The organism is Caballeronia sp. LZ065 (assembly GCF_031450975.1).
Taxonomy (GTDB): domain Bacteria; phylum Pseudomonadota; class Gammaproteobacteria; order Burkholderiales; family Burkholderiaceae; genus Caballeronia.
The window spans coordinates 1-23,391 of record NZ_JARUXV010000002.1 but is presented as its reverse complement, the minus strand read 5'-3'; the positions used below and the strand labels follow the sequence as shown (position 1 = coordinate 23,391).

General features: G+C 63.3%; 23 protein-coding genes. 8 read left to right on the top strand and 15 right to left on the bottom strand.

Translation table 11 applies throughout. From position 1 onward, the window contains the following. Window positions 1-412 precede the first annotated feature (412 nt). From QCE63_RS14255 to QCE63_RS14245, 3 genes are read right to left on the bottom strand one after another with little or no spacing between them, the layout of a single operon-like run. Window positions 413-1,684 carry a TRAP transporter large permease gene (locus QCE63_RS14255; protein WP_309811861.1) on the bottom strand — a complete coding sequence of 424 codons (1,272 nt, stop codon included), beginning with the start codon at window positions 1,682-1,684 and terminating at the stop codon, window positions 413-415. Window positions 1,685-1,702: 18 nt separating this feature from the next. Continuing rightward, the gene (locus QCE63_RS14250) at window positions 1,703-2,236 is read right to left on the bottom strand and encodes a TRAP transporter small permease (protein ID WP_309833859.1); all 534 of its coding nucleotides are present in this window, start codon (window positions 2,234-2,236) and stop codon (window positions 1,703-1,705) included. A gap of 50 nt (window positions 2,237-2,286) precedes the next feature. Next, window positions 2,287-3,321, bottom strand: coding sequence for a TRAP transporter substrate-binding protein (locus QCE63_RS14245; RefSeq protein ID WP_309833858.1), 1,035 nt, complete (start codon window positions 3,319-3,321; stop codon window positions 2,287-2,289). A gap of 322 nt (window positions 3,322-3,643) precedes the next feature. Here QCE63_RS14245 and QCE63_RS14240 point away from each other — a divergent pair, with 322 nt between their 5' ends. The 7 genes from QCE63_RS14240 (at window position 3,644) to QCE63_RS14210 (ending at window position 10,076) form a co-directional block, all read left to right on the top strand. Next, window positions 3,644-4,069 (top strand): MaoC family dehydratase, encoded by a 426-nt coding sequence (locus QCE63_RS14240; RefSeq protein WP_309833857.1) that lies wholly within the window; start codon window positions 3,644-3,646, stop codon window positions 4,067-4,069. Window positions 4,070-4,073: 4 nt separating this feature from the next. Continuing rightward, window positions 4,074-4,862, top strand: a complete 789-nt coding sequence (locus QCE63_RS14235; protein WP_309833856.1) for an enoyl-CoA hydratase/isomerase family protein — start codon at window positions 4,074-4,076, stop codon at window positions 4,860-4,862. After that, entirely contained in the window at window positions 4,859-6,022 is a 1,164-nt protein-coding gene (locus QCE63_RS14230; RefSeq protein ID WP_309833855.1) for an acyl-CoA dehydrogenase family protein, read from the top strand. The genes QCE63_RS14235 and QCE63_RS14230 overlap by 4 nt, the downstream gene beginning before the upstream one ends. A gap of 27 nt (window positions 6,023-6,049) precedes the next feature. Beyond that, on the top strand, window positions 6,050-7,243 hold the full coding sequence (locus QCE63_RS14225) for a CoA transferase (RefSeq protein ID WP_309833854.1): 1,194 nt from the start codon (window positions 6,050-6,052) through the stop codon (window positions 7,241-7,243). After that, the gene (locus QCE63_RS14220) at window positions 7,240-7,713 is read left to right on the top strand and encodes a MaoC family dehydratase (protein ID WP_309833853.1); all 474 of its coding nucleotides are present in this window, start codon (window positions 7,240-7,242) and stop codon (window positions 7,711-7,713) included. The genes QCE63_RS14225 and QCE63_RS14220 overlap by 4 nt, the downstream gene beginning before the upstream one ends. Window positions 7,714-7,843: 130 nt before the next feature. Beyond that, window positions 7,844-8,740 (top strand): helix-turn-helix domain-containing protein, encoded by an 897-nt coding sequence (locus QCE63_RS14215; RefSeq protein WP_309833852.1) that lies wholly within the window; start codon window positions 7,844-7,846, stop codon window positions 8,738-8,740. 115 nt (window positions 8,741-8,855) lie between these two features. Continuing rightward, the gene (locus QCE63_RS14210; RefSeq protein WP_309833851.1) at window positions 8,856-10,076 is read left to right on the top strand and encodes a glycoside hydrolase family 88 protein; all 1,221 of its coding nucleotides are present in this window, start codon (window positions 8,856-8,858) and stop codon (window positions 10,074-10,076) included. A 42-nt stretch (window positions 10,077-10,118) separates the two neighbouring features. On the opposite strand, the gene QCE63_RS14205 is transcribed toward QCE63_RS14210, so the two are convergent. The 4 genes from QCE63_RS14205 to QCE63_RS14190 form a co-directional block, all read right to left on the bottom strand. Further along, on the bottom strand, window positions 10,119-10,445 hold the full coding sequence (locus QCE63_RS14205) for a ribbon-helix-helix domain-containing protein (RefSeq protein ID WP_309833850.1): 327 nt from the start codon (window positions 10,443-10,445) through the stop codon (window positions 10,119-10,121). Window positions 10,446-10,532: 87 nt separating this feature from the next. Then, window positions 10,533-12,116, bottom strand: coding sequence for a GMC family oxidoreductase (locus QCE63_RS14200; RefSeq protein WP_309833848.1), 1,584 nt, complete (start codon window positions 12,114-12,116; stop codon window positions 10,533-10,535). A gap of 43 nt (window positions 12,117-12,159) precedes the next feature. Further along, on the bottom strand, window positions 12,160-12,804 hold the full coding sequence (locus QCE63_RS14195; RefSeq protein ID WP_309833847.1) for a twin-arginine translocation signal domain-containing protein: 645 nt from the start codon (window positions 12,802-12,804) through the stop codon (window positions 12,160-12,162). A gap of 103 nt (window positions 12,805-12,907) precedes the next feature. Next, window positions 12,908-13,306, bottom strand: coding sequence for a VOC family protein (locus tag QCE63_RS14190; RefSeq protein WP_309833846.1), 399 nt, complete (start codon window positions 13,304-13,306; stop codon window positions 12,908-12,910). 303 nt (window positions 13,307-13,609) lie between these two features. Here QCE63_RS14190 and QCE63_RS14185 point away from each other — a divergent pair, with 303 nt between their 5' ends. Then, window positions 13,610-15,211: an FUSC family protein gene (locus tag QCE63_RS14185; RefSeq protein ID WP_309833845.1), complete on the top strand. Its 1,602-nt coding sequence runs from the start codon at window positions 13,610-13,612 to the stop codon at window positions 15,209-15,211. A gap of 9 nt (window positions 15,212-15,220) precedes the next feature. Here QCE63_RS14185 and QCE63_RS14180 read toward each other — a convergent pair whose 3' ends face one another. The 8 genes from QCE63_RS14180 to QCE63_RS14145 all read right to left on the bottom strand — a co-directional run. Beyond that, entirely contained in the window at window positions 15,221-16,063 is an 843-nt protein-coding gene (locus tag QCE63_RS14180; RefSeq protein WP_309835456.1) for an IclR family transcriptional regulator, read from the bottom strand. 81 nt (window positions 16,064-16,144) lie between these two features. Beyond that, window positions 16,145-17,686, bottom strand: coding sequence for an AMP-binding protein (locus tag QCE63_RS14175; protein WP_309833844.1), 1,542 nt, complete (start codon window positions 17,684-17,686; stop codon window positions 16,145-16,147). A gap of 27 nt (window positions 17,687-17,713) precedes the next feature. After that, on the bottom strand, window positions 17,714-19,495 hold the full coding sequence (locus tag QCE63_RS14170; RefSeq protein ID WP_309833843.1) for an ABC transporter permease subunit: 1,782 nt from the start codon (window positions 19,493-19,495) through the stop codon (window positions 17,714-17,716). A 9-nt stretch (window positions 19,496-19,504) separates the two neighbouring features. Beyond that, window positions 19,505-20,566 (bottom strand): ABC transporter ATP-binding protein, encoded by a 1,062-nt coding sequence (locus tag QCE63_RS14165; protein WP_309833842.1) that lies wholly within the window; start codon window positions 20,564-20,566, stop codon window positions 19,505-19,507. A gap of 10 nt (window positions 20,567-20,576) precedes the next feature. Next, on the bottom strand, window positions 20,577-21,638 hold the full coding sequence (locus QCE63_RS14160; protein ID WP_309833841.1) for an ABC transporter substrate-binding protein: 1,062 nt from the start codon (window positions 21,636-21,638) through the stop codon (window positions 20,577-20,579). Window positions 21,639-21,678: 40 nt separating this feature from the next. Continuing rightward, the gene (locus QCE63_RS14155) at window positions 21,679-22,440 is read right to left on the bottom strand and encodes an enoyl-CoA hydratase/isomerase family protein (RefSeq protein WP_309833839.1); all 762 of its coding nucleotides are present in this window, start codon (window positions 22,438-22,440) and stop codon (window positions 21,679-21,681) included. A 208-nt stretch (window positions 22,441-22,648) separates the two neighbouring features. Continuing rightward, the gene (locus QCE63_RS14150; RefSeq protein WP_309833838.1) at window positions 22,649-22,894 is read right to left on the bottom strand and encodes a hypothetical protein; all 246 of its coding nucleotides are present in this window, start codon (window positions 22,892-22,894) and stop codon (window positions 22,649-22,651) included. 10 nt (window positions 22,895-22,904) lie between these two features. Beyond that, a partial coding sequence (locus QCE63_RS14145; protein WP_309833837.1) for an ABC transporter permease subunit occupies window positions 22,905-23,391 on the bottom strand: 487 nt, incomplete at its 5' end.

Here is a 23,391-nt window from a genome sequence, read left to right as displayed (position 1 = left end):
CATGCGGACGTCGCCTGCCGCTTCGGGATCGCCTTCTTCCTGCTAAGGTATCCAACGGCCGCCAAATGTGGATTGATTGAAACGCGCGCAAGGTCATGACGCGTTGAGGACGAGACAATGTATAAGGCTGGCGACTACTTTGTCGAATGCATCGCCACCCGGGATGATGACTACGGATGGCGATGTATCGTGCGCTTTTCTCGAAAGAGAGACCACAGAGCCGGAGGCATGGTCCCCAGAGTGGTGAAGATCAGCCCGTCAATCATGGAGACCAGTCTGGCTGCGGAGTATGAAGCCGTGCTTTGGGCGCGTAGATATGTCGAGTCGAACGGCGCGCAACTTGAAGGTGCGTTCGCCGCCTGAAGACAGCGAGCAGCGGGACATGCCCATGCCCCGCGCCGCCATTTCCCGCTTACTTCGCCCCCACCAGATGCGGCAGGAACTGCGGAATATGCGGAAAGAAGATGATCAACAGCAAGTCGATGACCAGCGCAAGAATAAAGGGCAGGATAGCCTTGGTCGCCTTCTCGACCGACACGCCGCCAATCGAAGCCGCCGTGAACAGACAGAAGCCGATCGGCGGCAGGTTGATGCCGATAGCCGAGTTGATCAGCACGATGACGCCGAACACGATCGGATCGATATGCATCTGCACGACGAGCGGCAGAAACACCGGGATCACCACAGCAATACTCGATATCGTCTCCAGCACCGTATGCGCCGCGATCAGGAACAGATTGATCAGGATAAGCAGCACGATCGCACTGGTCGTCACCGCGAGAAAGCTGTTCGCGACATGCAGCGGAATCTGCGCCTCGATGAGATAGCGTCCGAGCACGAACGCCAGCCCCAGCAGGAACGACACCCGCGTCGTATTCACTGACGTCCTTACGAGGATGTCCTTGAAGTGCGACAGCTTGAGCGTGCGAAACACGAAAGCGCTCACCAGCGTCACATAGACCGCCGCCACCACGCCTGCTTCGACGGGCGTAAAGATCCCGCCAAGAATCCCGCCCAAAATGATGACCGGCGTGAGCAGCGCCCAGAACGCCTCGCGGAACGTCGTCCAGAGCTTGCGCGCATCGAACGGCTCCACCGCACTGTAGTCATTCCTCACTGCCGTCACGTAATTGACGATCATGAACGACGCGACCACGAGCAGCATCGGAATGATGCCCGCGATGAACATCGTGCCCACCGAGACATTCGCCGTGTAGGCATAGACGAGCATGCTCATCGACACGGGCGACAACAGCCCGAGCGATCCCGCCGCCGACTGCAACGCCACCGCGAACGCGCGGTTATAGCCCTTCTTCACCATCCCCGGAATCATCACCGAACCAATAGCCGCCGTATCCGCGGTAGCCGATCCGGACAGATCCGCGAAGAACATGCTGGCGACAATGGTCACCTGTCCGATGCCGCCGCGCATGAACCCCACGAGCGCCTGCGAGAACTCGATGATGCGCTTCGACACGCCGCCCGAATCCATGATCGCGCCCGTGAGCATGAAGAACGGAATAGCCAGCAGCCCGACGTTATTGAGGTTGGAAAACAATTGCTGCGGTATCACCAGCAACGGCGTTCCATTCACCGAAAGCGCGATCGTCGCCGCGATGCCGATGCAGATGGCCACCGGCACGCCCAGCCCGAGCAGCCCTGCTCCAAAAGCGATTGCCCACATGATGGTTATCCTCGAGGTCTAGAGATGATCGGACACGCCCTCGACCAGCGTCGCATCGGACTGCGCCTGCGGCGCCAGATGCGAAACCACGATGCGCACGAGCGAATGAAACGCGAGCAACGCACCGCACAGCGGAATCGAGAGATACGGATAGACCATTGAAATCGGAATGGACGTGGCGGTTTCGGTGCCCATCAGTTCGAGCATGTCGGTGCCGTACAGCACGAACACCGCGCCGAGCGCGAGGATCGCGCAATCCGTGAAGTCCTTGAGCAAAGGCGCAACGACGGCCGGAACGCGGTCGGCCAGCACGCGCACTTCCGGATGCGCGCGCAGCTTCACACCGGCCGCCGCGCCCAGACACGTGAGCCACACGAACAGATAAGCCGAGACCTCATCCGACCATGACAGGGAATCGTGCAGCACGAAGCGGAAGATCACGCCGAGACCGGCCACGATCACCGCCCCGAGCAGCAGGCAGCTACAGACGAACAGATTGATCTTCAGCACGATGTCGTCGATCCACATCAGGCCGCGCGCGAGCTTCTCCATGGGTGTCACCTCCGATGCCGGGTTGGAACCACGGCCGCCGTTCGCATCCTTCATTTCGATGCAACCGCCGAAGCCTGCTTGGCCGCGTTGATTTCCTGATAGAGCGCGGGGCCGTCCGGAATCTTCGCGACCAGTTCCTCGCGCGCGGCCTTGGTGGCTTGCTGCCACGGCGCCGTATCGACGACCGTCACCTGGATGCCCTTGGCCTTCATCGTGGCAATGGCGGCATCGTATTCGCGCTTGTATTCCTTCAGGTCGAAGTCGGCGGCCACTTTCGCCGATTCCTGGAACGCCTTCTGATCAGCGGGCGAAAGCTTGTCCCACGATGCCTTGCTCATTGCCAGCACCACCGGCAGATAGTTCACATGCGTCACGTAAAAGTGCTTGGCGACATCGGAGAACTTGTCCTGCACGAACTGCTCCGGCGAGGTATCCGCGCCATCCACGAGCCCTTGCGACAGTGCGAGAAACAACTGGTTATACGCAAGCGGCGTCGGATTCGCGCCCAGCGCCTTGTAACCGGCGATATACCCCGGGCTCTGCATCACCCGCACCTTGAGGTCCTTCATGTCCGCAAGCGACGTCACGGGCCGCTTGGTCGTGAAGAGATTGCGCTCGCCCACCGCAAGCCACGTGAGACCGACCATGTTCACCGGCTTCATCATGTCCAGGTACTTGCGACCGACCGGTCCTTGCAGCACGTTGTTCGCTTCGTCCATGCTGGAGAAGAGATACGGCATGTCGAAGATCTGCCATTGCTTGATCGTGTTGTCGATCGGCGCCTGCGCCGAGATCATCAGATCCTGCGTGCCGGTGCGCAAGGCCTGCGTCATCTGCACTTCGCCGCCCAGCTGCGATTGCGGAAACAACTGGACTTCCACATGACCATGCGTGCGCGCCGCGACTTCCTTCGCGAACACCTGCGCCGTGAGCTGATAGTGATTGTCGGGGGCCAGCGTATGACCGAGCTTCATCACGACCTTGTCCTGCGCCATCGCACCGGACGATGCCGCCACGCACAGTGCGGCACACGCCGCGCTCATCGCTGCGCGCAGCATGCCCTGCGCCTTGAAAAGCGAACTCATGTTGTCTCCTTGCTCGATATGGGCACCGCCTTGCGTGTGCCTCGCATCGCCCTTGGATTTCCCAAAGTGCGAACAGGCTGGCGGGTTGACGCAAGTATTTGTGATCGCCGCAAGGGTGCGTTAGGACCAGTCTTCGGATTTCTTGGACTTTTTAACGGTCCCCCGGCCGTTCGCGCGGCGTGCTGCAAAAAAGTCCAAAAGATCGCGTGAACCGTCCTACCCGTTGAATGAGGCGCCTCTTTAAAGTGACTTCCACGCTGACGGCACCGTAACGCAACGCACGACGCCGCGTTCAGCCAACCATTCAAGAAGACCCATCGACATGGCCAAACGCCCCCATATGGATTGCTATGCGATCGGCGACACCGCCGACTTCGCCAAGACCGTCTCCGAGTACGACATCTATGGCTTTGCCGGCATCGTCGGCGATTTCTATGCCGTGCATCTGAACGAGGAATACGCGAAGGGCACGCGCTTTGAGAAGCGGATCGCGCAGGGTTGTCTGTCGGTGGGCTTTCTCTCCACCGTGATGGGCCTCATGGCCCAGAAAGCGCCCAGCCCGGGCGCGGTGTCGTATCGCTATGACATCACCTTCAATGCGCCGGTGTTCATCGGCGACACGGTGACCGCGCGCCTCACGCTCGAAGAGAAGGACGAGGAGCGCAACGTGTGCATCTTCACCGCCGACGTCACGCGTCAGGACGGCGTGGTGGTCGCCTCGGGAAAGACCTATCTGAAAGTGCTGTAACGCCATGCACAAAGCTCCGCCTCCCGTTCTTGCAGCGCAGCATGGCGCACTGCGTGTCCTGACGCTCAATCGCCCTGACAAGCTCAATGCCTTCACGCCCGAGATGCTCGCGTCGCTCGATGCCGAACTCGACGACGCCCTCGCCGACGAAGCCACCCGCGTGATCGCCATCACCGGCAGCGGGGCGAAAGCCTTCGCGGCGGGCAACGACATCGAACGGCTTGTTGAGATGGACAGCCCGGCCGCGTATCGCGACATGCTGGCCGGCCAGCGCGCCATGCTGCGCCTGCACGAGTCCGCCAAGCCGACCATCGCGATGGTCAACGGGTATGCGCTCGGCGGCGGCTTCGAGCTGGCGCTGGCGTGCGACTTCATCGTGGCTTCAACAAATGCGAGCTTCGCGTTCCCGGAGATCACGCTGAACACAATGCCCGGCTGGGGCGGCACGCAGCTCGCCGTCGCGAAGATGGGGCTGGCGTGCGCCAAGCGTTTCGTCATGAGCGGCAAGCGCTTTTCGGCGCAAGCGTGCGAGGCGTTCGGCTTCATTCATGCGCTCGCCGCTCCCGAAGCGCTGTTCGACGAAGTGCAGCAACTCGCCACCACGCTCGCGGCCTTCGATCCCTTCGCGGTCGAGATGGCCAAGCGCGCATTGAACCGCGCTGGCGAATTGCCGCTTTCGGCAGGACTGGATTTCGAAGCCGCGCACTATGCGGTCAACTTTGCGAGCGAAGGCGCGCGCGCAGGCTTGCGGCACTTCATGGCGCGCAAGTCCGCCGCAACGGTGACGTCATGACAAACACGCTCAAGCAACCTCACTGGCTCGGCGAGCAGCACGCGATGATCCGCGAAGCGGTACGACGCTTCGCCGAGAAGGAAATCGCGCCGCAATCGGAGACGCTCTGGGAACAGGAGGCTTTTCCCTACGCGCTCTGGCGTCAGGCCGGCGAACTCGGCTTTACCGGCCTGCCCTATCCTGAAGCATTCGGCGGCGGCGGCGGCGACTGGCTGTCGTTCGTGATCGTGCTGGAAGAACTCGCGCGCGTGGATTGCGCGGTCGCCAACGCGCTGATGGCCAACTCGACGGTCGCCAGCCTGCTCAACAACTATGGCACGCCCGAACAGAAAGCCCGCTTTTTGCAGCCCATTCTCGATGGCGCGCAGATCGGCTCCATCGGGCTCTCGGAGCCGGATGCGGGATCGGATGCGGCGAACATCAGCACGCGCGCGGTCTTCGATGGCGAACACTGGATCATCGACGGCGCCAAGACCTTCATCAGCAATTCCGGCACGGAGATCGGCGGACCCACGGTGATTGCCGCCGTGACCGGCACCCGTCCCGATGGCCGCAAGGAAATCTCCAGCTTCATCGTGCCCCAGGAGACGCCGGGTTATCACCGTGGACGCAAGTTGCGCAAGATCGGCTGGCGCGCGTCGATCACGCACGAATTGTTCTTCGAGCGCTGCGCCATTCCCGCCGATCATCTGCTCGGCGAACGCGGCGCGGGCCTGCGCCAGACTCTCGCACAGATCAGCACAGGCCGCATCCTCATCGGGGCACTCGCGCTGGGCATCCTCCAAGGTTCGCTCGACCGCTCCATCGCCTATATGAAGGAGCGCCGTGCATTCGGACGCGCCATCGCCGAGTTTCAGGGTCTGCAATTCAAGATCGCCGACATGGCCACCGACGCGCATGCCGCCCGTCTCATGCTCTACGACGCCGCCGCGCTCAAGGATGCGGGCGCGCCGTTCGACACGCAGGCGTCGCAAGCCAAGCTCTTCGCCAGCGAACGCGCGATGCAGGCCGCGCACCAGGCGTTGCAGATCCACGGTGGCTACGGCGTGATGGCGGAGTTTCCGGTCGCCCGCGCGTTCGGCGATGCCAAGGTGCTCGAGATCGTGGAAGGCACATCGGAAATCCAACGCATGATCATCGCGCGCACCTTGCTTGCCTGAACGCGCGCGAAACCGAGGGGAGTGTTTATGCTGGAAGGCATCAAGGTATTGAGCTTCACGCACTTTCTGCAAGGCCCGGCCGCCGTGCAGATGCTCGCCGATGTCGGCGCGGACGTCATCAAGATCGAGCCGCCCGGCGGCGCGTTCGAACGGAGCTGGACCGGCGCGGATGCGTTCGTCGAAGGCGTGAGCGTGTTCTTTCTGCTCGGCAACCGCAATCAGCGCAGCATCTCGCTCGATCTGCGCGAGGAAGCCGCGCGCGAGATCGTGTGGAAGCTGATTCGCGAAGCCGACGTGCTGATCGAGAACTACCGGCCCGGCGTGCTCGACAAGATGGGCTTCGGTTATGCGCAGGTGCATGAAGTGAACCCGCGTCTGGTCTACTGCTCCTGCACCGGCTATGGTTCGTCCGGCCCCTATCTGAAGCGGCCGGGCCAGGATCTGCTGTTGCAGGCGATGAGCGGCCTCACCATGCTGTCGGGCGATGCCGAATCGCCGCCTACGCCGGTCGGCTCCGCCATCGTCGATCAGCACGCCGCCGCGTTGGCCGCGTTTGGCGTCGTGGCTGCGTTGCAGGCGCGCGAGCGCACGGGTGTGGGCACGCGCGTCGAGAGCAATCTGCTCAACGCCGCGCTCGATCTTCAGATCGAACCGTTCACGTACTACATGAACAAAGGGCCGCTCTGGGCGCGCACGCATCCGCCCACCGGCAGCCGGTTCCATCCTGCGCCGTATGGGGTGTATCAAACGAGCGATGGCTACATCGCCATGTCGCTCACGCCGACGCAGAAGCTTGCGGGTGCGCTGTCGTGTCCCGCGCTTGCAGAGTTCAAGCATCCGAAAGACAACGTGATTCGGCGCGAGGAGATCAATCGCCTCGTGTACGACACCTTGAAGACCCGCACCACGGCCGAATGGATGCAGACCTTCGAGAAACACGACATCTGGTTCGCGCCGGTCAACGACTACGAACAGGTCGAGCACGACGCGCAAGTCGCGCACAACCAGATGATCCTGTCTTTCGACCATGAGGAAGCAGGACCGGTCCGCGTGCTGGCGCATCCGGTGCGCTACGACGGCGCGGCGCCGGCGCTGCGCCGACATCCGCCGAAGCAGGGACAACATACCCGCGAGGTGCTTGCGGAACTGGGCTACACGCCGCAAGAGATCGACGCTTATGTCGAAGGCGGCATTGCATTGACATCGAGGAGAGAAGCATGAGCGCACAACCGAACAACTGGCCGGCGCTGCTGCGCTTCGACGATGCCGAAATTGGCCGTACACAGGTGGTCGAGCATACGGTCACCGAAGCCGAAGTGAACGCCTTCGGCCATCTCTCGGGCGACCTGAACCCGCTGCACATGAGCGATGCCTTCGCCGGCTGCTCGCCCTTCGGACGCCGGGTGGTCCACGGGCTGCTGACGGCCGCGCTGGTCTCGGCGGCGCACACGCAGCTCACCGGTCCGGGCTTCGCGTATGTCGGGCAGGAACTGCGGTTCCTTGGGCCGGTGTATATCGGCGATACGGTGACGATCAACGTTTGCGTCGTCGAAAAGAAGCCCGCCAAGCGCATTCTCGTCATGGATACCACTGTGCGCAATCAGCAGGGGCGCGTGGTGTTGAGCGGGCTGTCGGCCCTGAAGGAACTGCGTTTCGACGAGGAGATGATGGCGCGCCACGTCGCGGCATGAGTCCGCGCGCCGCATGGTGTAAATGCCAGTAACGTGCGGGACCCTGCGCGGCTAAACTCGCCCAGGGACCCGGACGTGCCGGGCTTGCTGGCAGGCGCGCACCACAAGCGCCGCCAACCGGAGGAGACAGTTGGATACCGCTTGTTGTTGTCATGTCCCGGTCATCCGGATCGAGGACTACGAATACGGCGCCCACGTGAAGACGCCGGACTTTCATCTCGCACCCATCGAAGCGCTGAAATCGACGCTGGTGTATCCGCATCGGCATGACTTCTATCATGTGATGTGGGTTCTTGCGGGCAGCGGCTCGCATGTGATCGACTCGGTGCGTTACGACGTCCGCCCGAACACGCTCTACTTCATGACGCCGGGACAGATTCACGATCTCGATCTGTCCGCCGACACGCTGGGTTACTGCATCAGTTTCTCATCCGAGTTCTTTGCGTTCCGGGTGCAGAACCGTCACACCGAAACCGAAGTGCCGGTCTATAACTTCGAACAGCTTGACGCGTGTCTTCATCTGAGCGATGCCCAGGTGCGCGACCTGAGCCGTGTGATGGAAGGCATCCGCCAGGAGTATCAGGACGAGCAGATCGGTTACACGGATGCGATCTGGGCCTGGCTGCATGTGTTTCTCATCAAGGTGGCGCGCATGTGCGACGCCGCCGCGATGCGCGACGCCGCCGCCTCGCGCAGCGTGCTGCTGTCGCGCCGTTTCAAAAGCCTGCTTGAGAAGCACTTTCGCTCGGTCAATGAAGCGGCAGACTATGCGCGCCTGCTCAACGTGACGGAACGCGCGCTCAACGAAGCGACGCGTCAGGCACTCGGCAGCACGGCGCCCAAGCTGATACGCGAACGCGTGATGCTGGAGGCGAAGCGTCTGCTGCTGCACTCGGAGGTGAACATTGCCGAGATCGCGGCCATGCTGTCCTTCGACGATCCCGCCTATTTCAGCCGCTGCTTTCGCAAGCACACGGGCCGTTCGCCGATCGACTATCGGCGCAGTCTCGAGAAGCTGCACATCTGATGCGAAGGACCACGCACAACGTGGGAATGTCCAACTGTTCACGCGTTTCATCCTAACGCCGCCACGCGGGCGCTTCTTAGAATCGTCCTGCGCATGACGAACTCAAGGAGACACCGTGTCGAACGCAAACAACCCGCTGGCGCTTTCCGACGAACAGATCAGGCTGTTCCGCGAAACGCTCGATAAGACCGCGCGAAAGGTCGCCGCCGACGAGCTGACCTTCGGCGTCGAATTTCCGCAAGTCACCGGTCCCGATGGTCAATGGGTGCGGCTGCCCGCCTCGCTGTCGGCCGGTTATGACGGCGACGCCTGGAGCCACGGCAACTGGTTCTGCGGCTTCTGGATCGGGCTGTTGCTGACCTCGTATCTGCATACCGGCGAGACGCGCTTCATGGAGTGGGCGCGTGCCCGCATGCGGCTGGTCGAACAGCGCGCGGAGGATCCGAACACGCATGACATCGGCTTCATCTTCGACAGCAGTGCCGTGCCGGCGCATCACATCACCGGTGACGAATGGTTTGCGAACATCGCACTGGAAGCGGCCGACAAGCTGCGCGCGCGGCTCGTCACGACGCGCGACGGCGCCTATCTCGCGTCATGGGGACCGCTCTCCGATCCGCGCGGCCGCAGCGCATCCGCCATCGACACGATGGCGAATCTCTCGCTGCTCTATTGGGCCGCGAATCACGCCGACGACGGTAGCTACCGCCACGCCGCCGACGCCCACGCCGAGATGACCGCGCGCGCCTTCGTGCGCGACGACGACTCGACGTATCACGCAGTCGAATACGACGTGGCAAGCGGCGCGCGCGTGCGCGGCTACACCTTCCAGGGCGCGTTCGATGAATCCGCGTGGAGCCGCGGCCAGGCATGGGCGATCTATGGCTATGTGAACTCGGCACGCGAGACCGGCAAGCGCACGTATCTCGATCTCGCGGAACGGCTCGCCGAATACTATCTGCGCCGCCTCGAAGGACGTCAGGTGCCGCCCTGGGACTTCGACGCTACCGGCCGCGACGCCGAGATCAAGGACACGGCAGCTGCCGCAATCGTGGCGTCGGCGCTGCTGGAGCTGGCGCGTCTGCATCCCGATGCGCAGACCGCCGCGAAGTGGCAGCGTCATGGCGTCGCGATGCTGGAAGCGCTGTGCCGCGACGAGTTCACGAAGGAAGGGGAGCACGGGCTATTGCATAACTCGTGCTATTCGAAGCCGCATAACATTGGCGTCGATGGCGCGACCATGTTCGGTGATTTCTTCTTTGTGGAAGCGCTGTGCCGCGTCGCGCATCCGGGCAAGCTGCGGCCTCTCGATGAAGCGCGTATCGCGTTGGGGTAAATCAGGTGAGGGCCGGTGTCACGCGATACCGGCCTATCGTCCTCACCCCGTCTTCAACACCCTCAGCGCCACTGACGCCGCCTCGCTTTCCAGGGGCTGCTTCGCCTCGCGCATCGACAGATAACGCAGACAGCACACCCGCAGGAACGATGCGAAGTTGGTCGGCACCTCGCCGCGCAGCGCGATCAGTTCATCGTAGAGCTTGACGGCAAACTGGCTGGTCGTCAGGTTCTCGCGCCCGGCGATTTCCTGCAGCACATCCCAGAACAGGTTTTCGAGCCTCACCGTGGTAATCACGCCATGAATGCGCAATGAGCGCGTGCGCGATTCATAGAGGATCGGATCGGCGTTGATATACACCCTGCACATGACGTCATCCCCCAATAAGCGGCCGCCGCGCGCTCGCACGACGGCCATGGCTCAAGCTACCCCTCCACCCTCACGCCGGCAATGGCGTCAAACCCTGCGCTGCTTCATCTGGCCCGCAATGAAGTCGGCCTGACGGATCGCCAGCGTGACGATGGTGAGCGTCGGGTTTTCCGCCGCGCCCGTCGTGAACTGGCTGCCATCGGAGATGAACAGGTTCGACACCTCGTGGGCCTGGCCGTGCGCGTTGCAGACGCCGTCGTCGGCCTTCGCGCTCATGCGCGCGGTGCCGAGATTGTGCGTCGAAGGATACGGCGGCACGATATACGTCGCCTTCGCGCCCGCCGCTTCGTACACGGCACTGCCCTGCTTGAACGCGTGCTCGCGCATGGCTTCGTCGTTCGGATGGTCGTCGAAGTGGACGTTCGGCACCGGCATGCCGTACTGGTCCTTCACGTCGTTGTTGAGCGTGATGCGGTTCGACTCGCGCGGCATGTCCTCGCCGACGATCCACATGCCCGCCGTGTACTGATAGCGGTCCATGGCCTCCGTGAAGTTCGGCCCCCATGCGCCCGGATCGAGAAACGCCGCATAGAACGGCAGACCGAGCGAGATCGTCTCCATGTGATAGCCGCCCGCGAAGCCGCGCTTCGGGTCGAACTTCGCCTCGTCCTCGATGATGCCCGCCATCGTCGTGCCCTTGTACATCTCGACCTTGTCGTCGAACACGCCGTACACCGAGCCGGTAGTGTGCCGCATGTAGTTCCGGCCCACCTGACCGGAGCCGTTCGCGAGGCCATCCGGGAACTTGCTCGACTGCGAGTTCAGCAACAGGCGCGGCGTTTCTATCGCATTGCCCGCTACTGCCACGGCACGCGCCTTCTGCCGCTGGATCTTGCCGTCCTTGTCGTAGTACACGACGCCCGATACCTTGCCGCGTGAATCGTGCTCGATCTTCACCACATGCGCTTGCGGCCGCAACTCCATATGGCCGGTCAACTGCGCATGCGGAATTTCGGTGTACAGCGTCGACCACTTCGCGCCCATGCGGCATCCCTGGAAACAGAAGCCGCGCTGGAAGCAGTGCGTGCGGTCGTCGCGCACGGTGCTGTTGATCGCCATGTGACCGGTGTTGCATTCCTTGTAGCCGACCTTCATGGCCCCGGCGGACATCACCTTGAAGTTGTTGTTGCCGGGCAGGCCGGGCAAGCCATTGGTGCGCGTCACGCCCATCTTCTTTTCGGCGCGGCTGTAGTACGGATCGAGGTCCGCGCGCGTCACCGGCCAGTCGAGCAGGTTGGCGTCCTTCATGTCGCCATACGTGGTCTTCGCCTTGAACTCATAAGGCTGGATGCGCAGGCTCGCGCCCGCCCAGTGAACCGTCGTGCCGCCGACCGTCTTGCAGATCCACGCGGGCAGGTTCGGGAAGTCCTTCGCGACGCGCCACGAGCCGGAGGTCGTGCGGTTGTCGAGCCACGAGAGCTGCTTGAACGCGTTCCATTCTTCAGTGGAGAAGTCGCCTTGCGTGTGCAGCGCGCCCGCCTCCAGCACCACCACGTCGATACCCTTCTGCGCGAGTTCGTTCGCCAGCGTGCCGCCGCCAGCGCCCGAGCCGATGACCACCACGACGTGGTCGTCGTTATGCTTGAACTGCACCTTGTTCTCTGTGTACATGTCTGTCTCCGTTATCCCATCGACCGAATGCAAACCGACTGGGTCAGCCGTCTTTCGGGATCGGGCCGCTGTCGGCCGCGGGCGGATCGGGCAGCCATGAAAGGTTGTTGAAGCCCTGATTGAGATAACCGCCATCGCCTTGTGCCGCGCCATAGCCGAAGTGCTGGTAAGCCATCGCGTTGCTGTATAGGGACACCACCGCCGTGCTGCGCACCGTGTTGAAGAACGGCGTGCCGGCCAGCGCGGCGATGTCGTGCGCCTTGTCGGCGGGGCCGCGCCTGGTCCAGTCAGAACCGGCTTGGGCGTCGAGTTGCGCGACGCCGTCGGCGAGTTGCTGGCGCACGGCGGGATCGGCTTTCGCCTTCGCGTCGAGGTCTTTCACGACGAGCGCATACACGGCGTCATCAAGCGTGGCATGCGGATAGATTTGCCGGGTAACCTGCAGCAGCACTTCGCCCTGATGCGTACTGAGCCCTTGCATTTCGAGGGCCCAGACGCGGCTCGGCGCGAGGCTCGCAAAGATGGACGAGGCGGCGATCGTGCCCACCAGCACGCCGGTGCCGCGCAGAAACTCGCGCCGCGTCAGCGCGATCCGGGGTGGAGCGGCGTCAAGCCCGGCGTGTCCGTGTGGATGTCCGTCGTCGTGCGCGCGCCGTGGCGCGACGATCGGGATGATCGTGTCTCGCATGTCTGTCTCCTTGTGGGGTGCTGCAACAGCTTATGGTCGTGCGGGTCTTGCTTTCGGATTGCCGGTGCGTCATCTGCGTGACGGTCGGGTGCTGCGGGACGCGCTAGCGGTAATGTCCATGCTTCTCCAGCACTTCGATCTTGTACCCATCCGGGTCTTCGATGAAGAAGAAGCGCGCAATCAGTTCGCCCGTGCCGTCCTTGAATTCCTTTACGTCCTTGGGCGTCATGCCGAGGCCGACCAGGCGTTCACGCTCGGCATGAACGTCATCGACGACGACCGCGAAATGTCCATAGCCGTCTCCATGGGTATAGGGAATATCGCGTCCCTTGTTCCAGGTCAATTCGATCTCGGCATCGGTTTCGTCGTTGCGCAGATAGACGAGCGAGAAGTCATCGAAATCGAGCCGGTGACTCGGCGTCAGGCCGAGCGCGGACGCGTAGAACCCGAGCGACCGGTCCAGGTCCTTCACGCGAATCATGGTATGAATCAGTTTGGCCATCGATCCTCCTTTGCTGAACATCGCTGCGAGCCGCCGCGCTGCAGCGTTCATCGTGAATTTAGCGACCGATGCGCAGACCGAGGTAATAGCTCGTTAAATCCGGGCGTTAACCCTGTCCGGGCACTGAAGGCCAATTGAAGGGGCGCGCATGGACTTCATCGCCATGGGTTTTTTGACACGCTAAGATCCGGGAAAACCCGTACCTTCCATTCGCCGGCGATCCCGCGTGAATGGCGTGCACGGCAACTTCCCTCGATGGACTCCGGCCACAAGCCGCGTCCGTCACCGCCTGGATGTCGCCCGATGATTGCAATGCTTTTCACGCGAGCGGCCGATCGCCTGCTCGTCGCGGACCCCGGACTCGCGCGCTTCGTCACGGCGCTGCGCGCGATGCTCGCTACGTTTCTCACCGCGGCAATCTGCCTTCCACTGGCCGCGCGGCTCGATGCGCCGCCGACCGTCGCGGGGCTCGGCATCCTCTTCGTGATGGTCGCGCCTTTGTTTCTGCGCGACGGCACGCTGCGAGGCTGGCTGGCATCCCTGCTATTGCTCTATGTCGTCGCGCTGGCTTCCTTCGCGCTGGCGAGCGCACTGTCCGCGTGGCCCGCGCTCGCCGATGCCGTGTTCGTCGCGCGCTGGATCATTCCGCCGCGTCATGACGCGGCGCTGCGGCTCGCAGTGCGGACGGTGACCGTGCGCGCGCGAAGGCTGCCCGGCAATGCGCCCCGCGCGGCCTCCTTGCATACGGCGCTCACTGCGCTGAACGAAGCCGCGATCTCGTTGGAAGACCGCGTCGCACTGCTCGAACCCGCCCATTCGGACGATGTTCGTGACGCGCTCATCGCGCTGGAAGTGGCCGCGAATCAATATGTGTTCGATGAACCCGCACGGGTGGATCGCGAAGCGCGGTTACGCAGCGCCATTGCGGCGCTGGAACGGATGGTGGAGTCGAGGCAATGGGCAACGAAGCGTGTTCGCGCTGCCAGCGCTTCGCAACAAAGAGGACTTGCAAGCCTTTCATGGTGGCCCGCCGCGCGCATGGCGGCAGCAGCGTCGATGGCGCTGTTCGCCGGTCATTGGCTCTCGTCCGAACGATGGTTCTGGGCCGTCATCACCACCTTCGTCGTGTTGCTCGGCACACGTTCGCGCGGCGATGCCGTGCATCGCGCGATGCAACGGATTGTTGGGACGCTGGCCGGCGCAATCGTGGGCGCGCTGCTCGTGACTTCGCTGCACAGCGAGCCGGTCGCGATTGCCTGCGCGATGCTGCTGTGCGTCTTCGGCTGGGCGTATTTCATCCTGAGCGCCTATGGGCCGGGCGTGTTCTGCATCACCGTGCTGGTGAGTCTCGTGTACGGCATGCTCGGTCATGCGGTGCAACCGCTTGTCGAACTGCGTATCGGCGAAGTGGCGATCGGCTGTCTTGCGTCGCTGGTGGCCGCGTTCACGATCAAGCCGCTCGAAACGAGCCGGCACATCGAGGCGCGCTTCGTCGAAGTCATCGACGCGATGATCGCCGGCGTACGCAGCGCGGATAACGCACAAGCCGATGCGGCGGTGCGTTCACTGGACAGCCATTGGCAAGCATTCCGGCTGGCATTGCGGCCGCGTCGCGTGTTTGTGTGGGCAACCCATGATGACCTCGTTGCCGGCGCGCTGTCGTGCTGCGTTCACAACGTACGCACCTTGCTGCGGCAACATCAAGCCATGCAGGATCAAGGCGGCATCGAAAGCATTCTCGAACGTCTGGAGGCGATTCGCGCGGGCTGCACGCGTACAAACATGAGAGGCACGCCAGCGGCGACAGGCATGGCCGCCTCGCTCGACGGCGCCGTTGCGTTGCTCGCGCAGCGCATCGGCGGGTTCAGCGATGCAGCTTCTCCATTGCGCGAGCGTGCTGCTTGACCCGCCCGCTTATTCGATCCGCCGCCGCGCCGAGATGGCCGACGCGGTGGAGATCACGAGATCGGCGAAGCGCTTTTCGTCGCGGTCCGCGTGCCAGCGCGAACGGGCCACCGCGATGTTCACCGCGCCGATGCCGCGTCCATGCGCATTCGTGATGGCCGCTGCCGTGGAGATATCGCTGACGAAGTACTCGTCTTCCGTATGCGCATAGCCTTGCTTGCGGATCTGCGCGATCCGCTCCTTGATCTTGCGCGGCTGATAGACGGTCGATCCCGTATAGGGAACAAGGTTTGTGCGCGCGAGGATATCGTCAAGTTCGCCGTCGGCCAGCGTAGCGAGAATCGCGAGTCCGGGCGCCGTGCAGTAGGCCGGCAGACGCGAGCCGACGATCACATGCGCGTTGAACACGTTGCGGCTCACGATACGCAGGACGAAGACGATGTCGGTATCGTCGAGCACGGTGAGATTGGTCGCCTCTTCGGTCTCCGAGCCGAGTTGCTGGAGATAAGGCGTGGCGCGGCTGACCAGGTCGTTCGACGTCAGATAGTGATACGTGAAGTCCAGCAGCCGCGGCGACAGTTCGTACTTGCGGCTGTCGGGGTCCTTGAAAAGATAGCCGAGCGCCGCGAGCGTATAGGCAAAGCGCTGCGTTGCGCTCATGTCGAAGCCGGTCAGCGCGGCGATTTCGGAGAGCGAGAGCTGGCGCTTGCTGCCGTCGAAAGCGGTGAGCACTTTCATCGCCTTCTCGACCGACTGCACATACAGCGAAGACGCGCTCGGATCCGCCGCCTCGCCGCGCGCCTTCGCTGCGGGGCTCTTGCGCTTGCGCGGCACTTTGGGCTCTTCGATCATCACGTGGCTCATCGTTTTCGATTGTGGGCGAATTATCGCATAGCCCTAACACGCTATCTTTAGGCGATATTCATGGCGTCATCACGCCTGCGCCTTCTCGAGCCGGTCCCATGCATCGTTGGTACTGTGCGGCAGAAGATGCTTCTTGATCCGCTCGCTCGCCGTCAGTTCGAAGCCTTCCACCGCCCGGTAATAGCGCGGCAACTGGAAGCTCGCCAGACGCTCTCGCGCCCACGCGTGCATGCTTTCCCACTCCACCGGCGCATCCTTGAACTGCACGTTGAGCAGGATGTCCTGCTCGCCGATCGGCGACGCCACGCCAATCGCGGCACTCAGGCGCACGGCCGGATGCGCCGCGAAGATCCGTTCGATCTCCCATGCCGACACATTCTCGCCACGCACCCGCATGCTGTCCGTCTGCCGGCCGATGAAGTAGAGATCGCCGTCGGCGTCGCGGCGCGCGCGGTCGCCGGTATGCAGCTTGCCGTTGCGCAACGCGGAAGCCGTCGCTTCGGGATTCTTGAGATAGGTCGGCAGGAACGCGCCCTCCACCTTGCTCGACAACACGATCTCGCCCGCTTCGCCTTCTTTCACCGGCTGCGCGTGTTCATCCAGCAGTTCGATCTCGATCCACGGCAACGCGCGGCCGATCGAGCCCGGCTTGCCCGTGGCATTGGCGGTGGCGAAACTCGAACACTCCGTCATGCCGTAGCACTCGCGCAGCCGCACCTTGAGGCGGTCCTCAATCGGTTCCCACGCCGCGGCGCTCACGCCCGCGCCCCAGGCGACACGTAGCGTATGCGAATCGGGCTGGGCATCGAGCGGCAGTTGCATCAGGATGTCGAGCACGCCGCCGAGATAATGCAGTTGCGTCGCGCCCGCGCGTTCCACCTGCGACCAGAACTGCGAAGCCGAGAAGCGCGGCACCGCATGCAGCGTGACCGCTTCGAGGAACGGCAGCAGCAGCATCTGCGCGCCGCCGATATGGCACAGCGGCTCCCACAGGAACAGCCGGTCGCCCTCGCGGACGTCCGCGACGCGCAATGCCGCCTCGCTCGCAATACGCATCATCCGCTGCGTGAAGACGACGCCCTTCGGCGCGCCCGTCGTGCCCGACGTATAGATGACGCACAGCGGATCGTGAATGCCGATGGCCGGCGTCGTGAAGGCAGTCGCGTCATCGCGCGGATCGAAGGCGGGCAGACGCACGCGCTGCGACTCGCCGCAATCGATGTTGGCCGTCACTGCATCGAATTCGTCTTCGATGATGAAGCGCTTCGGCTCGGCGTGGCGCAACAGGTATTCGAGGCCCGCCGCGCGCAGCTTCGTGTTCACCGGCACCCATACCAGGCCGCTCAGCACCAGCGCATGGATGAGGTGAACGTGTTCCGCGCTGTTGCCCAGCATGACGGCGACGCGGTCGCCGGGCACGAGGCCTTCCTGTGCGAACCAGCGCTGCAATTGCGCGACGCGACGCGCGACGTCGCCGCAGGTGATGGCGTGACCGTCGAAGTCCGCGACGATGCGCGCGGGGTCGCGGCGCAGTCCTGCCGCGAGCAGGGGAACGCAGTCGAGTTCATCTTCCGCGTGGCGATGGGCAAAGTATTCCGGGTAGCGATGCATGGTTCAACCGATTTGAGAGCCCGGGGTTCAGCGCGCACGGCGCTTGAGCCAGGAGGAAACCGCGACGACGAGCGCGATCAGGATGATGAGCGTGGTGGATGCGGCGGCGAGCGTCGGCGTGATCGCCAGCTGGATGTCGTCCCACATTTGTTTCGGCAGGGTCGAGTTGATGCCGCCGCTCACGAAGATGGCGATGGTCAGATCGTCGAAGGAGACGAGGAACGCAAACAGGAACGCTGCCGTCACGCTGGCCATCAGCAGGGGCAGGACAATCGACGTGATGCGCCGCAGCGGCGAAGCGCCCATGACGCGCGCGGCATCGTCCAGACGCCAGTCGAAACGCTGGAAGCCCGCAGCGAGCGTGACGACCACATAGGGAATCGCCAGCACCGTGTGACCGATGACGAGGCCCAGATTCGTGCCCGTCAGGCCGAAGCGGCCGAACAGATACAGCAGCCCGACCGCCACGACGATACGCGGCACGATCAGCGGCGCCACCAGCAGCGCGAACAAGGGCTTGCTGGCGCGACGCGGCATGCGCGTCATGGCAAGCGTCGCGCCGAAGCCGAGCAGCAGCGAGAGCACCGCCGTGCCGAAGCCCACTTCGAAGGACCGGATCACCGCGCTCTGCCACACCAGCGAGTCCATGAAGGCGCCGAACCACTTCAAGCTGAAGAGCTTCGGCGGAAAGCCGATGTAGTCGCTCTTCGTAAACGCGTACGGAATCACCGAGAGTACCGGCAGGACCAGCAGCGCCATGATGATGCACGTGTACAGCCCGAGCGGACTGGCGGCGCGCGCCACCGGCTCGGCATGCGCACGGCGTCGCATCATGAACGGCGCGCAGACGCGGCCCGCCGTCATCAGCAGCGCCAGCCTGAGGCCCGCCGCACGCGAACCGCGCGTCTTCTCGCTGGTCTCGCCGGTCAGCGAGGTCAGGCCCACCATGCGGTCGTAGACGAAGAAGATGAAGATGGAGCAGATGAGCAACACCGTGGACAGCGCGCCTGCGAAGCGCATGTCGAACAGTTCGAGGACCGAGGAGATCACGAGTTGCGCGATCATCGTTTCCTTCGGCGAGCCGAGCAGCGCGGGCACGATGAAGAAGCCGAGACTGGAGATGAACACCAGCAGGCCCGCTGCCGCCACGCCCGGCGAAGACAGCGGCAGGAACACCGTGAAGAAACTGGTGCTGCGTTCCGCGCCGAGCGTTTCGGCCGCTTGCGCAAGACGGTCGTCGATGCCGCGCATCACCGGCAGCATCGTCATCACGGCGAGCGGGAGCATCGAATGCACCATGCCGATGAGTACGCCCGTCAGCGATGGAATCGTCCCCGTGGTTTCACGCACGAGTCCAAGCGCAAGCGCGATGGTCGACAGCACGCCGGTCTTCGAAAGCAGCAGCATCCACGCATAGGTCTTGACGAGATAGCTCGTCCAGAACGGCAGCATGATCCACAGTAGCCAGCGTTCGCGCACGCGTTCGGACAGGCGGCTCAGCATGTATGCAACGGGATAGCCGAGCAGGATGGAAAGCGCGGCAGTCAGGAACGAGATCGCGAAGGTGATCCACAGCACCTTTGCATAGACTGGCGTGCGCGCGATACGCTCGAACTGCGCGAAGCCGAACTGGCCGTCGGCGCTGACGAGACCGCCTTGCAGGATCTCGCCCACCGGCACGATGAAGAACACCAGCAGGAACAGCAGCGTAGGCACGACCGGCAGGAAGCGGGCGCAACGCGCCAGCGCGACGGACCAGCCGCGGCGCGCGCCTTCATGCTCGCGCTGGGCGTGTAGTGCAAGCGTCATGACGATTCCTCAGGCGTGCAGCAAGGTGGTGCGATACGGGTCCCACGTCAGCCCCACCTTGTCGCCGATACGCGGCGACAGGCTGCGCTCGCAACGCACGGTGAGTTCGCTGCCGTCGTTCATTGAGAGCTGCACGCGCGTGTCGCTGCCGAAGAACACGACATCGGCAATGGTGCCGTCAACGTAGCCGCCCTGTGGTTCAACGAGACGCGGCGCCTCGGGCCGCACCAGCAACGTATGACGCGCGGCAGGCGCGATCGATGCGCCCAGCGGCAACGGAATGCGCCCGCCCGCCGCCAGCAGGATGGGTTCGCCGCTGGCGCCACGGGTGGCATCGAGTTCGCCTTCGAGCAGGTTCGAATGACCGATGAAGCCGGCCGCGAAACGCGTGGCGGGCCGGTCGTAGAGATCCGCCGGCGTGCCCACCTGTTCGATGCGCGCCTGGTTCATCAGGCAGATACGGTCGGACAGGGTCAATGCTTCGTCCTGGTCGTGCGTGACATAGACAAAGGTCGCGCCCAGTTCCTTGTGCAAGCGACGGATCTCGGACTGCATATGCTCGCGCAGCTTCTTGTCGAGCGCGCCGAGCGGCTCGTCGAGCAGAATCACCGAGGGCCGGTAAGCGAAGCAGCGTGCCAGCGCGATGCGCTGCTGCTGCCCGCCCGAGAGTTCCTTCGGGAAGCGCTTCGCGTACTCGCTCATGCGCACCATCGCGAGGGCATCGTCCACCGCTGCACGCACTTCATCGCGCGACTTGCGACGCATGCGCAGGCCATAGGCCACGTTGTCCCACACGCTCATGTGCGGAAACAGCGCATAGCTCTGGAACACCATGCCAATGCCGCGCTTGCCCGGCTCCACATGCGTGACGTCGCGGCCATCGATCTCGATGCGCCCCGCGCTCGGCGCAACCAGCCCGGAGATCATCTGCAACAACGTGGTCTTGCCCGAACCCGAGGGACCGAGCAGCGTCAGGAATTCGCCCGTCTGCACGGCGAGATCCGTCGGTTCCAGCGCAACCGCATCGCCATAGCGCTTGGCGATGCCGATCGCCTCGAGTTTCGAGCTCATGATGTCGTCCTCAGGCGATGATCCACGAATTGAAGCGCTCGGTGACCTTCTGGCGATTCTCTTCCCACCATTGCGGACTCGGCAGCTTCATGTCCTTGATGTTGTCCGGGGCCGTCGGCAGCAGCGTGGCGCGCTCCTTCGTGATGCTCTCGAACGACTTCTTGTTGGTCGGACCGTAGGCCAGCGTGCGCGTGAGCAGCGCCTGACGTTTCGCGTCGGCGCAGAACTTGACGAACTGCTTCGCGGCGTCCGCGCGCGGCGTGCCCTTCGGAATGCCCCAGCCTTCGATCGAATACAAGCCCTGGTTCCACACGATCTGCACCGGCGCGCCACCGTCCTTCGCTGCCTGCGCACGGCCGTTCCAGGTCGAGATCATGTCGACGTCGCCGCTCTGAATGGCTTGCATCGCCTGTGCGCCCGAGGTCCACCAGATGTTGATGTGCGGCTTGATCTTGTCGAGGCTCTTGAACGCGCGGTCCACGTCGAGCGGATAGAGCTTGTCGAGCGGCACGCCATCGGCGAGCAGCGCCTGTTCGAGCGTGTCGAGCGGACTGCGGCGCAGGCAGCGACGGCCCGGAAACTTCTTCACGTCCCAGAAGTCGGCCCACGACTTCGGCCCGTTGTCCTTGAACTTGTCCGTGCGATAGGCGAGCACCGTCGAATACACGTCCACGCCCAGCCAGTTCGGCGTGATCGCCTCCGGCATGATGTCGGGATAGTCGCCCGCCTTCAGGCCGATGGGTTCGAGCAAGCCTTTCGATTCGAGGTAGGGAATGTCGGCGGACAGCGTCAGCGTGGTCACGTCCCACACGTAGTTCTTCGTCTGCACCATCGCCGCGAACTGCGCGACCGGTTGCGATTCGCGCGCCACGCTTACCACCTTGATGCCCGTCGCTTTCTCGAAGGGATCGTAGAAGGCCTCGCGATACGCCGTCGTGTAAGGACCGCCCGGGTCCGAGACGACGATCTGCTTGCTCTGCGCACGCGCCACCAATGGCATTGCGCCGGCGACGGCCAGCGCGCCCGCGCCGTGAAGAATCCGGCGTCGCGCCGGGTTGAAGTCTTGGGTCATGATTCAGGTCTCCCGCACCGGGTAGGTGGATGAAGAGTGCTTACTTCGCGCGCTTTTTGAAAAACGCTTCCATCATGCGTGCGGGTTCACCGGAGTCGTACGCTTCGCGCTGAATGCGCATGCCCGCCTCGATGCAATCCACGAAGCCCGGCTCGGTCATCTCGCGGAAGCGCTGCTTGTCCAGGCGCATGGCGACGGACGGCTTCGCGGCCAGATCGGTTGCAATCTCAAGCGCCTTTTCGAAGACCTTGCTTTCATCGACGAGGTGATGAATCAACCCGATGCGATGGCATTCGTCCGCGTCCATCAGACGTCCGGTCAGCGTCAGCTCGATGGTGCGCGACATGCCGAGCATCGAGTTCATGATCCACGGGCCGGTCGTGCTGGCGATGCCCGCGTTGATTTCCGGCTGACCCATGCGCACGCCCGGATGGCCCACGCGGATGTCGCCGAGCAGCGCGACCTGGAACGCGGAGCCCGCCGCCGTGCCGTTGAGCGCCATCACCAGCGGCTTGGAGAGGTTGCGCAACGCCGCGTAATAGATCTGCCATTCCTTGACCCATGCGACCGCGCGTTCGCCGTCGAAGTCATGCGCTTCCGACAGATCCTGTCCCGCCGAGAACGCGCGATTGCCCGCCCCCGTCATGATGATCGCCGCGACTGCGTCGTCGGCGTTGTAGCGGTCCAGCGCCTCGATGATCTTGTTGCGCATCGGCGTGGTCCACGCATTCAGGCGTTCAGGACGATTCAGCGTAATGACCGCCACGCGGCCGTGGTTCGAGAACACGACGTCTTCGCTCATGTCTTATCGCATTGAGATAGTTAATGGTGACATTTAATATAGGACTGTCAAAAAGGTGTTGCAAAGCGGGTTTACGCGAAGTCGCTGCGACTCGGCAAGAAAAAACTGCGGGCAAATGAAAAAGGACCTCGTGCCGGAAGAGGCAACGAGGTCTTGAGGATGCGGGTTTTAATCGAGTCGACGCGTTCGTTTTTGGTGAACGTCGAGTTCAGCGAAGACGCCGCTTCAGGGCGCCTTGCTGTTCGACGCGTTCTTTCGCGCGTCGGATGGCTTCGTCGAAGGACGATTCGGTCGCCACGTGGCGGTTGTCGACGCTGACGAACCACCGGTCATCCGCCTGGCACCAGCGCACGCGCCGGTCCTGCATGAGCAGCGAGAACCAGCGCCAGACTTCCGCGTCCTCGGCATTTGCGCCGGCTGCAGCGGTGGCGCGGTCCCTTACGTTCAGATGCATGGCCGTAGGTCTACGCAAGACTCCTGCGCCGCAGACGGTCCGCCAGCGAGATCAGAATCGAGATGAATACGAACAGCAGCGTGGACACAGCAGCGATGACCGGCGAGATCTGCATCGTGGTCTCGTCCCAGAACTGCTTGGGCAACGTCGTGCTCAATCCGCCCGAGGAGAACAGCGCGATGGTCAACTCATCGAACGAGGTCGCGAACGCGAACAGGAACGAGGACAGCATGCCCGCGCTCAGGATCGGGAACGTTACGCGTCTGAGGGTCGTGAACGTGCGTGCGCCCATGCTTTGCGCAGCCAGATCGAGACGCGTGTCGTAGTTGCGCAGGACCGCCATCATCGTGATTACGACATACGGCACCGCCACCACCGTGTGCGCCAGCACCAGTCCCAGCGACGAACCCACCAGACCGATCTTCGCGAAGAAATAGAACACGCCCACCGCCAGGATCATGCGCGGCACCACGATCGGCGCCAGCACGAACGCGAGC